This is a genomic window from Streptomyces flavusporus (genome assembly GCF_046267975.1).
In the GTDB taxonomy this organism is placed as follows: Bacteria; Actinomycetota; Actinomycetes; order Streptomycetales; family Streptomycetaceae; genus Streptomyces; species Streptomyces flavusporus.
Genome location: NZ_CP176503.1, coordinates 5,533,702 through 5,546,819 on the forward strand (window position 1 = coordinate 5,533,702; position 13,118 = coordinate 5,546,819).

Genomic DNA, 13,118 nt, shown 5'->3' on the forward strand with positions numbered 1-13,118 from the left:
ACGCTCACCCAAGGCCGCATCGGGCACTTCATGCAAGAACGTGAATACCCGCGTTCGTGCATGGACGTCCGTGGGTGACCCTCGTACGGTCGTGGTCAGCGGCCCCAACAGGGGCCACAGACCAGGGGGTTTCGCATGTCCGAGCGTGCAGGACTTACCCGCCTCACCGGCAACGGGAATGGGGAGTGCGGGCAGGGTGACTGCCCGAACGTGTACCTCACCGAAAAGGGATCGTTCGTCGTGCAGGGCGACGTGTTCAACGGCTTCGCTCCGCCGGAGGGGGAAGGGCTTGTAGAGATCCCGGAAAGCGTACTGAGGGAGGCTTTCCGTGTTCTTGGATGGTGACGACTGGCAGGCCAAGTTCCGCGACTTCCGAACGGAAGCGTGGCGCCTGGAAACCCTGCCGGTTTACCGCGTACCGCAAGAGGCCGAGGAGTTCTCCCGATTCCTGGCCGGCGAACGCTTCCCGGGGCCGTACGAGGATTCGTGGACGACGATGATTCGGCAGCGCAGCGAATCCGGGGGAAGCGTCGGGCGGGTGCACATCCTGACTCGGCCGCTCTCCGATTACCTCCGCTTCGAGTTCGAGCGGTACTACCGCCATCAGGCGCCCATCGGGGAAGACATCCGAATCCTCGACGTGACCGAGCGAGAGAATCCGCTTCCGGGAGTCCAAGACTTCTGGATGTTCGACCGCTCCACGGTCGTCCTCATGCACTACGAAGAGGACGGAACACAGATCGGCCGAGAGCTGTACGAGGGCGATCCCGCTCCGTTCATCGAATACCAGCGAATCGCCATCGCCGAGTCCATCCCCTTCCTCGAATACGCGGAGCGCGTGACGGGGTGACGTTCGAACCCGAGGAGCTTGGCCAGTCCTGGCAAGAGCTGGGCGCCATGCTCCGGGACATACGTAAGGCGGCCGGTCTCTCCGGAGACCGGCTTGCCGCGCGCTGCAACATGTCTCAGTCGAAGGTGAGCCGGATCGAGAACGGCAAGGCACGGCCGAGTCTCCTCGACATCGAGACCCTGTTGACCGCCCTCGACACTCCTCCCGAAGTCGTGGCGGAAGTGTCCGCACTCGCCCGTACGGCGAACACTGAGTGGCAGGACGCAAGAGGACTCCGCCGAAAGGGGCTTGACAAAAAGCAGCGAGAGTTGGCAGGGCTCGAAGCATCCTCGACAGAGTTCCGTTTCTTCCTGCTCTCGATGATTACCGCCCTGCTCTCGACGCCGGAGTACATCCGGGCCAGCCTCGCCCACATCCCCGGAGATCACAGCAAGGCTGTTGCAAGGAAGCTGGAGAGGCAGGAAGTCCTTTACGACAGATCGAAGCGATTCACGTTCATCCTGACTGAGCAGGCGGCACGGTCTCCGTTCCTTCCTCCTGATGCGATGGCTGTTCAACTTGACCGGCTGGCTTCACTCACCCATCTACCGAACGTACACCTCGGTGTAATTCCACTCGGTATCCCTCTGCCTGGGTGTCCGCTGAATACCTTCACCATCTACGATGACCGACTGGCCACGGCAGAAATGTCGACAGGCGTCATGGTCTTCCGTGACCCGAGGGACGTTCGTACCTACGCCGATGAATTCGCTGGATACGAGGAACGTGCACTGTTTGGGGAGGGGTGCAGAGCGAAACTCGCCGAATGGTCGGCTGCGTGCCGTTCATGATCTTCAGTCCACAACGCGCATGAAGCGCGGCCCCGTGCGTATTCCAAGGGATCATCTTTCGGCAGATACCCAGTCGGGAGGCCGTACGGGATGAGTACACCGAAGACGACGATGACGGGACCGGTGCACCTGACAGCTCCGGTGGGGGAGCCGGACCCTGTGGCAGGTTGCGGCGTATGCCTCGGCATCGCTGTGACTCGAACCAACGCCCGATCAGTCGGGGACTACTCGAAGGTGTCCGATGCGAACGTCGTTCTCCGTACGCACCTGCGGGAAGAGCACGGGGCCGAGTGATGGTGCGCTCCGTCATGCGGTACGTGAGGCACAGGATCACGCAGCACCCGGACACTGACGTGACCTTCGAAGCGGAGTGCCTTCACTGCAAGTGGACGGCCACGCCCGCCACGGACGTTGCGGCGGTCGACGTGGAGTGCATGAGCCACACAGGCCGGAGCGGACACAAGGGTTTCCGTCGTGTCTGTACGTCGTTCGCGATGGTGGTCCGGGACGAGTAACCGACAGACCCCCGGCGCACTGAGGGACGGCGAGCAACACGACCGAGGTGCGCCGGAAGGGGGAGAGGTTCGAGTGACCTACACCCCCTGTGCCTGCCCCTGTCGGCTCCCCCCGTGGTCGGCAGGGGCAGGCATCGTTACGCCTGTCGGACGGCGTCAGACACCCGTGCATGACAGCGGCCCCCGGCGTGAGCCGAGGGCCTGTCGGAAGGCACTGTGCGCCTGTCTCAGGTGCTCTCTCCGAGGTGGCGGTAGAGGGTGGCTCGGGAGATCCCGAGAGCCTTGGCGATGGCGCTCACGCTCTCGCCCTTCGCCTTCCTGGCACGGGCCACGGTGAGCACGTCCTCATCGACCACGGACGGCCGTCCGCCTGTACGCCCCTGCGCCTTGGCTGCGTCCAGTCCGGCACGGGTGCGCTCCTTGATGAGGCTGCGCTCGAACTCCGCCATGGCCCCGACCACCTGAAGCATGAGACGGCCGTCCGCCGTACCGGGGTCGATGTTGGCCAGTGCACCGGTGAGCACCTTGAACCCGATGCCCCGCTCTCGAAGGGTGTCGACCATGGTCACCAGGTCGATGAGGGAACGGGCGAAGCGGTCGAGCTTCCACACGCACAGGGTGTCGCCGGGTCTGGCGTAGTCCAGTGCGGCCGTGAGCTCGGGCCGGTTGGTGTTCTTGCCGGATGCCTTGTCCTCGAAGATCCGGGCGCAGCCTGCGGCCGTCAGTGCGTCGCGCTGCAACTGGGCTTCCTGGTCGTCGGTGGAGACGCGGGCGTAACCGATGAGCTGACCAGTGATCGTGTTCGTCGTCATGGACGGGACTGTCTCAGAACTCGTCTCATTACGTCAAGCCTGAGACGCATGTTTCGAGACGGGTTTTGAATAGTGCTGCGCCCTCTTCTGGGGCGCCTGCCGTCTCGTCTCACAAACCTTGGTTTTCGAGACGCCTGTTACTGGTCACGCTGCGCCACGGTCGGGGCTGTGTCTCTGCCTTGCGTCGGCCAGCGCTGGGCTCTGTCGGCCATGGCAACGGGGGCGTGCGCCTGTCTGTCTGTCTGTCTGTCTGCCTGCCTGTCGCTGCGCTCTCGCCTGCCTTTGCCAGAGGCGCAGCCTGCCAGCGGCTCACGCGGGCGCACAGCCGTTAGCCTGCCCATGTGGCACGGGTCAGCCTCGCAACGGCGAGCGGAAGGCAACGGTGAAGGGGGTGGGGTATGACCCCCTGGAGGGCCCTTGCCCGACCGCCGTGTCTTGGCGGCTCAAATCCTGCCACGGTTCTGGGGTCCGTCTGAGAGTCGCCTCACATACGATGACCTGCGCTTTTGTCTCTGGAGACCTGTAGATTTTGGAGTCCTTGTTGAGTCTTCGGAGAAGGGAAGCCCGAGATACAGGAGCACGTATGGCGTCGTGCGCTGGTGCGCTCGAACATGAAGCACGCAGAGAAGTTGGCCGGCGTCGCCATGGCGTTGTATGCGGACTACGAGACAGGCGAGAACGTGTGCCCGTCGAACGGGACGATCGCCAGGGAACTCGGCTACGGCGGGAAGGCTCCAGAGCAGACGGTCAACAAGATCGTGGGCAGGCTGCGTAAGGCTGGCTGGCTCACGAAGACCGGCAAGGTTCCGGATGGTCCAGTGATCTACCGACTCGCCTTGCCGAAGCAGGGGGGTATGGCTGAGAAGCCATACAACCTACATACCTTCAAGAGCGACGGCGGTAGGAGTGAGGAGCCAGCGGCGAAGAGCAAGCCGGTAGGCGAAGAGCGGCCCCTGAAGGGGGCCGACAGCGCGAAGACGAAGAGCGCAAGCGGCCGGCGAAGGTGGGCCGCGTAAGCGGCCCCCAGCAGGAAGACGAAGGCGCTGGCTCCCTTGGGGGCCTTCGGCCCCCTCCTTGTCTTTCGTAGACCTGGAGAGGGTCAAGCAAGAGGAGCGCCGTCGGAAGTGGTTCGGGGAGCCATACACAGCTCCCTTGGCTGCCGACTTCGACTACGACGGTTTGACCAACGGGCTCCAAGAAGCAGGGCACGAGCCGCCGCCCTTCTGATCGGACAGGCTGTCCCTGCTCGGTGACGCCTCCCCTGACCGCTGTCGCCTGTCTCAGGCCCGGTACCGTCCCTCCCGATGGGCCGCACCATGGCGGGCATGGCCCGAGCAGGAAGGTGTGGTCGGCATGGTTGCCGGTGAGGCTCAGGTGTCCGCGAGTGCGACGGGATCTCTGCCGTTGGCCCTCGCGGCTGGTGCGGCGGTGGGCGTGCTGGGCGGGATGATCGGCCTGGGCGGTGCGGAGTTTCGGCTACCTCTGTTGATCAGCCTGTTCGGATTCGCGGCACTGTCGGCCGTCATCCTGAACAAGGCGATGAGCCTGGTCGTCGTGATCACCGCCCTGCCCGCCAGGCTGGCCGCAGTCTCCTTCACGGACCTGGGCACCCACTGGACGGTTGCGATCAACCTCTTGGCCGGAAGCCTGCTCGGAGCATGGGCGGGCGCTTCCTGGGCGGTGCGGATGCGGTCGGCCACGCTCTACAAGGTGCTCGCGACCCTGATGGTCGGCATGGCTGCCGCGCTCGTCCTCACCCACACCACAGCCCTGGGATCACTCGACCTGCCAGGACCGGTACGGGCGGTGGCTGGCGTGGTTGCCGGGTTCGGCATCGGCGTAGTCGCCGCGATCATGGGCGTCGCGGGCGGCGAGCTGCTGATTCCCACGATCGTTCTCCTGTACGGCCTCGACATCAAGACCGCAGGAAGCATGTCCCTGCTGGTGTCCCTGCCCACCATGCTCGTTGCGTTCGCCCGCTACAGCCGTGACGGCAGCTTCGCGGTCCTCCGTGCGAACCTGCGCTTCGTTGTGGTCATGGTCGCTGGCTCAGCGGCCGGAGCCCTACTGGGCGGACTGTTGCTGGGAGTGGTGCCCGACGCGGTGCTCATCCCCACCCTGGCCGTAATCCTGCTTGTCTCGGCGGTCAAGGTCGCCCGCCACTCCCAACCCTCCCGCCCTTGACTGGGGGCATGAAGAAGCCCCGCCCTCGGGTGAGAGCGGGGCGCGAGTCGAGCGAGGCAGGCTACGCGTCGTGTTCGTCGTCGGCGGTGTGGTTCCACTCCACGGTCATGTAGTCGTCCACGGTCATCTTCGCCGCCTTCTTGAAGCCGTTCGGGTGCATCGTGATCGTGGTGACGAACTTGACCCACGCTCGACGGACGGGGAGCGGAGTGTTCGGCCAGTCCTGGATCAGGCCAGCAACGCCCGCCACGGGGTCGATCGGGGGCAGGCCAGTGACACCGGACAGCTTCTCGTCGATCTCGTCGAGCCTGGCCCGGATCGCCTCGGTACCGGCCGTCATCTGCGACAGGGTGATGGACCCCGAGGCGTAGGCCACGGCCAACCCGTCGAGCCGTTCCCGCAGGGTCTGCGCCTCCTGGTGGAGGTGGGCCGAGTCGTCTCCCTCCTCCTGTCGAGCGGCGAGGACCCAGGGCAGGAAGTCGGGGAAGACGATCCGCGCCAGGACGGCGTTACCGGCTCGCTTGTCGGCCAGCTCTCGGGGTACGCGTACGTGCTTCTGTCCGCAGCGGTAGACCGGGGTCCCTCGGTACATGCCGCCTCGCACGGTCTCCCCGCAACGCTCGCACGTTGCCAGTCCGGCGAGCAGGGTCTGAGGGGCCGAGCCGGTACGTGCACCACCCGTGAACCGCTTGGGGTTCGTCAGTGCCGACACGAGGGCGTAGTGCGTCGCTTCGTCCAGGATCGCGGGCCACTGACCCTCGCCCATCACTTCGCCCAGGTAGGTGGCCTGAGCGATGTACCGAGGGGAGATAAGCACCTTCTTCACTCCGCCGACACCCCACCCCTTCGTGTCGCCCTTCGCCTTGCCGGACGAAGAGCGGGGAGCGAGCAGACCGAGGCCGGTCCAGTAGCGGGCGACAGCCGCCAGGGTCTCGCCCTGAAGAACCATCTCGGCACCCTTGCGGATCGCTTCCGCCTCGTCCTCGACCACGGTCACGTAGTCGTCGGCGTAGCCGAAGGGACGAATACCCGCCTTGTGCGGGGTGCCGTTCTTCGCCGCCTGAAGGTTCGAAGCCTTCTGCCGTAGTGCCTTCTGCTCCCCCTCGTACTCCGCCCACGCCGTAACCGTCTTGGCCGTGGCCCGACCAGCGGGAGTCGACAGGTCAAGGTGTCCGGCGTGGATGGCGTGGACGTTGACCCCGAGTGCGATCACTCGCAACAGGTCTTCCGTCTTACGTACGAGCCTGTCAGTGTGCCAACAGAGGATCGCGTCCGGCTTGGACGCCAGCAGTCGCTCGAACCCCGGTCGCACCTTGCCTGAGGTGGCGCTGACGTCGTTGTCCGCGATTACCTCTCGTACGGTCCAGCCACGGGCGGCGGCGAAAGCCCGACACGCGTCCTCCTGCCGCTGAACGCCCAACTCGTCCCCGTGCTGATCGAGGCTGAGTCGTACGTAGATGGTGACATCCACCTTCTTGCCCCCCTTGTTCCTGCTCACCGTGCTCTGTGCCCCAAAGTTTTACCACGAGTTCGGCTGGTCGCGCGGCACGATCGGCGCCGCGGTCTCGATCAACCTCGCGCTGTACGGGCTCACCGCCCCCTTCGCGGCCGCGCTGATGGACCGCTTCGGCATCCGGCGGGTCGTCGCTGTGGCGCTGACCGTGATCGCGCTCGGCTCGGGGCTGACGGTGTGGATGACGGCGGCCTGGCAGCTGCTGCTGTGCTGGGGCCTGCTGGTCGGGCTGGGATCCGGCTCGATGGCGCTGGCGTTCGCGGCGACGGTCACCAACCGCTGGTTCACCGAGCGGCGCGGCCTGGTCACCGGCATCCTCACGGCCGCCTCGGCCTCCGGCCAGCTGATCTTCCTGCCCGTGCTGTCCTGGATGGTCGAGACGCACGACTGGCGCCCGGCCGCGGTGACGGTGGCCCTGGCGGCCCTCGCGGTCGTCCCCTTCGTCTGGCTGCTGCTGCGCGACCACCCGGCCGACGTGGGCCTGAGGCCGTACGGGGCGAAGGAGTTCGTGCCCAAGCCGGAGCCCGTGCCGGGCGCCGCGCGCCGTGCGGTCACCGTGCTGCTGAAGGCGGCCCGCACCGGCCCGTTCTGGCTGCTCGCCGGCACCTTCGCGATCTGCGGCGCCTCCACCAACGGCCTGATCCAGACCCACTTCGTGCCCGCCGCCCACGACGAGCACATGCCCGTCACCACGGCGGCCTCGCTGCTCGCGGTCATCGGGGTGTTCGACGTGGTCGGCACGGTGGCCTCGGGCTGGTTCACCGACCGCTTCGACGCACGCCGCCTGCTCGCGGTCTACTACGCCCTGCGCGGCATCTCGCTGCTGTTCCTCCCCATGCTGCTCGCGCCGAGCGTCCACCCCCCGATGCTGTTCTTCATCGTCTTCTACGGCCTCGACTGGGTCGCCACCGTCCCGCCCACCGTGGCGCTGTGCCGCGAGCAGTACGGCGACGACAGCGCGATCGTCTTCGGCTGGGTCCTCGCCTCCCACCAGGTCGGCGCGGCGCTCGTGGCCTTCCTCGGCGGTGTGGCGCGGGACGTCTTCGGGTCGTACGACATGGTCTGGGTCGCGTCGGGAGCGCTGTGCGCGGCGGCGGCGCTGATGTCGCTGGTGATCAGGCGGCGGCCGGCCGCGGTACCGGCGGTGGCTTGAGCGGTGGTGGCGGTCTAGAGGAAGCGCCCTTTGTGGAACAACAAGGGGCGGCCGTCCTCGTCGCCCGTCCCCAGCGCGTCCACCCGGCCCACCACGATCAGGTGGTCGCCGCCCGTGTGCACCGCGTGGATCGTGCAGTCGATCCACGCGAGCGTGCCCGCGAGGCGCGGTGAGCCGGACGCGGGCGCGGCGTCGTGGGCGACACCCGCGAACTTGTCCGCGCCGCTGACCGCGAAGCCACGGCACAGCTCGCCCTGGTGGTCCGCCAGGACGTTGACGCAGAAGACGCCGGCGCGGGCGATGCGGGGCCAGGTCGTCGACATACGGCCGACCATGAAGGCGACCAGGGGCGGGTCGAGGGACAGGGAGGAGAAGGACTGGCAGGCGAAGCCGGCGGGGCCGGACTCGCCGTCGGCGGCGGGTGCGGTGACAACGGCCACGCCCGTCGCGAAGTTCCCGAGCACCCGCCGGAACTCGGCCTGTCCGACCGGCGCGCGCTCGTCCTCGCCGACACAGCGGAGCTCGGGGCGCGGCAACGGCTCCACGGGCGCCGCCGCCCCGGCCGCCCGGAGGTAGCGGACGGCGGCTTCGGCCATGCCTGCTTGTCCCATCACGCTCACCATTGAATCTGACGGAGTGTCAGATGGGAAGGGGCGTGCGGGCCCCGACGCGGGGGAGCTGTGGATCCTGGGGCGGGACTGGCTCAACGGCCCCTGAACTCCGCACTCCTGCGCTCCACGAAGCTCGCCACGCCTTCCTGGGCGTCCTTGGTCGTCATGTTGATCTCCTGTGCGGCCGCCTCCGCGGCGAAGGCGGTGGCGCGGTCGCTGTCGAGGGAGGCGTTGACGAGCTGCTTGGTCAGGGCGAGGGTGCGGGTCGGGCCGGTGGCGAGGCGGGCCGCCCACTCGCGGGCCGTCTTGTCCAACTCCCCGTCCGGGACGACACGGTTGACGAGCCCGAGGCGCTCGGCGTCGGCCGCGGTGAGCGCGTCGCCGAAGAACAGCAGTTCCTTCGCCCGCTGCGGGCCGATCAGGCGGGGGAGGAGATAGGCGCCGCCGCCGTCCGGTACGAGTCCCCGGCGTACGAACACCTCGATGAACCGGGCCGATTCGGCCGCCAGGACGAGGTCGCAGGCGAACGCGAGATGCACACCGATGCCCGCCGCCGTGCCGTTCACCGCGGCGATCACCGGCTTCTCGCAGTCGAGGACGGCGGCGATCAGGCGCTGGGCGCCGAGCCGGATCGTACGGGCCACGTCACCGACGACCGGTTCACCGGCCGCGGCTGCCCTGCGCAGGTCCGCGCCCGCGCAGAATCCGCGTCCCGTGCCGGTGATCACCACGGCCCGTACGTCCGGGTCCGCGGAGGCTTCGGAGAACAGTCGGATGAGGTGTTCGCGCTGGTCAGGGGTGATGGCGTTGAGGGCTTCGGGGCGGTTGAGGGTGATGCGGCAGACCTGATTGTCAGTGGCGTGCAGTACCAATGACTCAGCGGAAATTTCCGGTGTCACCGGATTCTCCGCAGGATTCACGTCTGTACGGGGGAAATCAGGCATGTTCATCTCAGCGGCACCCATTTCAGCGGCACACCACCAACGCGTCCAGCGCCACCGCACCCTGCCCCCGGGGCAGCACCATCAGCGGGTTGATGTCCAACTCGGCCAGCTCGCCCCCGAGTTCCAGCGCCATGCGCTGCACCCGCAGGATCACCTCGACGAGCGCGTCGACATCGGCCGGCGGCCGCCCCCGCACCCCGTCCAGCAGGGCCCGCCCGCGCAGGTCGCCGAGCATGTCCCGCGCCTGGTCCTCGCCGAACGGCGGCACGCGCACCGCCGCGTCCCGCAGCACCTCCACGAGCACACCGCCGAGCCCGACGGTCACGGTCGGCCCGAAGAGGTCGTCGTGGGTGACGCCGACGACCATCTCGACGCCCCGCTCGACCATCTGGCACACCAGGACGCCGTCCAGCGAGACGCCCTCGTAGCGGGCGATGTCGGTCAGCTCGCGGTAGGCGTCGCGGACCTGGGCGGCCGAGGTCAGCCCGATCTTCACCAGGCCGAGTTCCGTCTTGTGGGCGAGCTGCGCGCCGGACGCCTTCATCACCACCGGGTAGCCCACCAGCCCCGCCGCCCGGACGGCCGCCGCCGCGCTGGTCACCAGCTGCTCGCGCGGCACCCGGATCCCGTACGCCCGCAGCAGCTGCTTGGCCGCATGCTCGCTCAGCTGCTGTCCGGGCCGCATCAGTTCGCGCGCCTTGCGGAAGGAGGGCGACGGGGTGCGCGGCGCCTCGTCGAAGGGGGAGCGGTAGTCACGGACGAAGCGGTGGTGGGCGAGGTGGGCGCGGACGGCGGTGAGACAGTTGCCGACCGTGCGGAAGGTGGCCACCCGCGAGGAGCCGAGCAGCGCCTCGCGGTACGCCGGTTCCGTGCCGACCGGCGACCCCCACACCACGCAGACCAGCTTGTCCGTCTGCTCGGCCGCGTCCACCAGGTCCCGCACGAGCCGGTCGCTCAAGGGCGGGAAGGGCCCGGTGATCGGACAGATCAGCACCCCGACCTCGGGGTCGTCCAGGATCGCGTCGATGATCTTCCGCCCGCGCCAGTCGCCCACCGGGTGACCGCCGTTGTCGACGGGGTTGGCCACGCTGAGGTACTCCGGTATCCACTGGTGCAGCTCGGACTGCCTGGCCTCGGAGAGCACCGGCAGCCGCAGCCCCGCCGACACCGCCAGGTCGGCGACGTGCGCGCCCGTGCCGCCCGAGATCGAATAGACGACGACACCGTCGGCGCGCGGCGGGCGGGCGCGGGCCAGCAGAGCGGCGGTGTCCTGCAGCTCGTCGAGCCCGTCGACCCGGATCACCCCGTACTGCCGCATCGCCGCGTCCACCACCGCGTCCGCGCCGGTCAGCTTGCCGGTGTGCGAGGCGGCCGTACGGGAACCGGTCTCGGTGCGGCCCACCTTGACCGCGACGACCGGCACCCCGCGCCGGGCGGCCCGGTCGGCGGCGAGCAGGAAGGACCGGCCGTCCTTCAGGCCCTCCACGTAGGCGGCGATGGCGCCGACCTCCGGTTGTTCGGCGAAGTAGGAGAGGAAGTCGGCGGCCTCCAGGTCGGCCTCGTTGCCGGTCGGCGCCCAGTGGGACAGGCGGACACCGAGCTCCTGCAGGGCGAAGACGGGACGGCCCTGGTGCCCGGACTGGGTGATCAGGGCGATCGCCGGCCCGTCCAGGTCGTCCCGGAACTCCTCGAACGCGTTGAGGTTGGTGTTCGGCCCCAGCAGCCGCATCCCCGACCGCCGGACGGCGGCGGCGAGCCGGTCCTGCGCGGCCGCGCCCTCCTCGCCCGTCTCCGCGAACCCGGAGGCGAAGGCGACCGCGAACCGCACCTTGGCCTCGGCGAGTTCCTCGACGACGGGAAGGGGGTCGGCGACCAGCAGTACGGCGAGATCCACCTGCTCGGGCAGGTCGGCGACGGAAGGAGCACACGGTATGCCGAAGACGGACTCGCGGGTGGGGTGCACGGGGTGCAGTCGCGTCCCGACCCGCCCGGCCCATGCGATCAACTGCCGCGTGATGCCGGTGTTCGGACGCCCGTCGGCGTCCGAGGCGCCGATCACGGCGACGGACTCGGGGCGGAAGAAGCGGTCCAGATCGGGGACGTCGGCGTACAGCGGACGGCCGCTGACATCGAGGTCGTCCACGTCGGCCGGACGGCCGTGCACGGCGGGGCCGGGCCGCTGCTCACCGCAGGCGATGGCCCGGGCCCGGCGGGAGTCGGTGGTGAGAGTGCCGTGGGTTGATCCAAGCATCGGTCCGCCCGCTCCTGTGTGACAGCCACCGGCAACAACTAACTGACGCAGTGTCAGGTTACTGAACTGACGTACTGTCAGGAACAGGCGTGCAGGCGGCAATCGTGGGCGGTGTGGTCAGCCGGAGAGGCGGGACACCCGTCCGGCGCTGCCTCTGGCGATGGTCCGGGCGATCTTCTCCGCGTCGATCGCCAGCTCGCGGAGCATGCCGCTGATGGGGTTGGTGAAGCCGGTGAAGTAGAGGTCGGGGGCGTGCTTCGGGGTGCGGGCGCCGTGTGCGACCGGCTTACCGCGACCGTCCAGCACGCCGAGGTGACCGACGAGCCCCTCCAGGGCGCGGACGTACCCGGTGGCGGCGATGACGGCGTCCGGTTCGACGCGGCTGCCGTCGGCGAGCACGACCTTTCCGCCCTCGAAGCCGTCGACGGCGGCCACGACCTCGACCCTGCCCTTGCGGACCGCGTCGATGAGGCCGACGTCCTGGACGGGGATCGAGCCCTCGGTGACGCGCGAGTACAGGCCGGTGTCGGGGCGGGGCAGGCCGTGTGCCGACAGGTCCGGCACGCTCAGCTTGGCCAGCGGCTTCGCGAGCCGGTCGACGAGGCCGACGGGCAGGTGCCGTACGAGGACGCCCGTGTACTGGGCGGCCCAGCCGGCCGTGGACCGGCGGACGATGTGCGGGGCGGTGCGCACGGACAGCCGTACCCGTTTCGCCCCGCCCTCGAGCAGGTCTGTGGCGATCTCGGCCCCGGTGTTGCCGACCCCGACGACGAGGACGTCCCGCCCGGTGTAGGGCCCGGCGTTGCGGTAGGCGGAGGCGTGGAGGAGCTCGCCGGTGTACGTGTCGCGGCCCGGCCAGTCGGGGACGTGGGGCGTGTGGTTGTAGCCGGTGGCGACCACCACCGCGCCGCCGGTCAGTTCACGGCCGCCCGTGGCGTGCAGCAGCCAGCCGGTGCCGTCGGGTGCGCGGTCGACTCGGGAGACCTCGACACCGGTCACGATCTCCAGTTCGTGGTGCTCGGCGTACTTCTCCAGGTAGCGGATCACGTCGTCCCGGGAGACCCAGCGGCCGAAGCGGCGCGGCATCGCCAGTCCCGGGAGGGCGGACAGACGGCGGGTGGTGTGCAGGTGGAGCCGGTCGTAGTGGCGTCGCCAGGACGCGCCGACACGGTCGGACTTCTCCAGGACGACCGCGCGTATGCCCTGGGCGCGCAGCGCGTGGGCTGCGGCGAGTCCGCCGGGGCCGCCGCCGATGACGTAGACGGGGCGGGGCTCTGTCGTGGCCTGCGCGGGCGCGGTGGAGTCGGGCATGTCCCGGAGCGTAATCAGATGCCGGGTTGATGGGTCTCGGTCAAGACCGGAATTGGTTGCGGATTGATCACGGGTGGGGAGGAGTGGGTGGGGCTTGTGGCGTAGGGCGAGCGGTTGTGCGCGTGCGGGGGAGGCGTTGACGCA

The 13,118-nt window shown here is 68.7% G+C and carries 12 protein-coding genes; 6 read left to right on the plus strand and 6 right to left on the minus strand.

Features of this window, described 5'->3' with window-relative positions:
* Nucleotides 1–135 precede the first annotated feature (135 nt).
* From ACKTSN_RS26290 to ACKTSN_RS26300, 3 genes are read left to right on the plus strand one after another with little or no spacing between them, the layout of a single operon-like run.
* Complete coding sequence (locus ACKTSN_RS26290; protein WP_409471361.1) at nt 136–345, plus strand: hypothetical protein; 210 nt, start codon at nt 136–138, stop codon at nt 343–345.
* Nucleotides 329–850: a DUF6879 family protein gene (locus ACKTSN_RS26295; RefSeq protein WP_409471362.1), complete on the plus strand. Its 522-nt coding sequence runs from the start codon at nt 329–331 to the stop codon at nt 848–850. Before ACKTSN_RS26290 ends, ACKTSN_RS26295 begins: the two co-directional genes overlap by 17 nt.
* Nucleotides 847–1,680 carry a helix-turn-helix domain-containing protein gene (locus ACKTSN_RS26300; protein WP_409471363.1) on the plus strand — a complete coding sequence of 278 codons (834 nt, stop codon included), beginning with the start codon at nt 847–849 and terminating at the stop codon, nt 1,678–1,680. Before ACKTSN_RS26295 ends, ACKTSN_RS26300 begins: the two co-directional genes overlap by 4 nt.
* Before the next feature lie 742 nt (nt 1,681–2,422).
* Here ACKTSN_RS26300 and ACKTSN_RS26305 read toward each other — a convergent pair.
* Nucleotides 2,423–3,007, minus strand: a complete 585-nt coding sequence (locus ACKTSN_RS26305; protein ID WP_409471364.1) for a recombinase family protein — start codon at nt 3,005–3,007, stop codon at nt 2,423–2,425.
* Between the two features lie 611 nt (nt 3,008–3,618).
* Here ACKTSN_RS26305 and ACKTSN_RS26310 point away from each other — a divergent pair.
* Nucleotides 3,619–4,023 (plus strand): hypothetical protein, encoded by a 405-nt coding sequence (locus ACKTSN_RS26310; protein ID WP_409471365.1) that lies wholly within the window; start codon nt 3,619–3,621, stop codon nt 4,021–4,023.
* Nucleotides 4,024–4,360: 337 nt separating this feature from the next.
* The gene (locus ACKTSN_RS26315; protein ID WP_409471366.1) at nt 4,361–5,191 is read left to right on the plus strand and encodes a sulfite exporter TauE/SafE family protein; all 831 of its coding nucleotides are present in this window, start codon (nt 4,361–4,363) and stop codon (nt 5,189–5,191) included.
* 61 nt (nt 5,192–5,252) lie between these two features.
* On the opposite strand, the gene ACKTSN_RS26320 is transcribed toward ACKTSN_RS26315, so the two are convergent.
* Entirely contained in the window at nt 5,253–6,662 is a 1,410-nt protein-coding gene (locus ACKTSN_RS26320) for a recombinase family protein (RefSeq protein WP_409471367.1), read from the minus strand.
* Nucleotides 6,663–6,666: 4 nt separating this feature from the next.
* Here ACKTSN_RS26320 and ACKTSN_RS26325 point away from each other — a divergent pair, with 4 nt between their 5' ends.
* Nucleotides 6,667–7,857 carry an MFS transporter gene (locus ACKTSN_RS26325; protein WP_409471368.1) on the plus strand — a complete coding sequence of 397 codons (1,191 nt, stop codon included), beginning with the start codon at nt 6,667–6,669 and terminating at the stop codon, nt 7,855–7,857.
* A 14-nt stretch (nt 7,858–7,871) separates the two neighbouring features.
* On the opposite strand, the gene ACKTSN_RS26330 is transcribed toward ACKTSN_RS26325, so the two are convergent.
* The 4 genes from ACKTSN_RS26330 to ACKTSN_RS26345 form a co-directional block, all read right to left on the minus strand.
* A complete protein-coding gene (locus ACKTSN_RS26330; RefSeq protein WP_409474922.1) occupies nt 7,872–8,468 on the minus strand; it encodes a flavin reductase family protein in 597 nt (198 codons plus the stop codon).
* Between the two features lie 92 nt (nt 8,469–8,560).
* Nucleotides 8,561–9,418, minus strand: a complete 858-nt coding sequence (locus ACKTSN_RS26335) for an enoyl-CoA hydratase/isomerase family protein (RefSeq protein WP_409471369.1) — start codon at nt 9,416–9,418, stop codon at nt 8,561–8,563.
* Between the two features lie 16 nt (nt 9,419–9,434).
* Nucleotides 9,435–11,663, minus strand: coding sequence for an acetate--CoA ligase family protein (locus tag ACKTSN_RS26340; RefSeq protein WP_409471370.1), 2,229 nt, complete (start codon nt 11,661–11,663; stop codon nt 9,435–9,437).
* A 117-nt stretch (nt 11,664–11,780) separates the two neighbouring features.
* Nucleotides 11,781–12,974: a flavin-containing monooxygenase gene (locus ACKTSN_RS26345; protein ID WP_409471371.1), complete on the minus strand. Its 1,194-nt coding sequence runs from the start codon at nt 12,972–12,974 to the stop codon at nt 11,781–11,783.
* Nucleotides 12,975–13,118 lie beyond the last annotated feature (144 nt).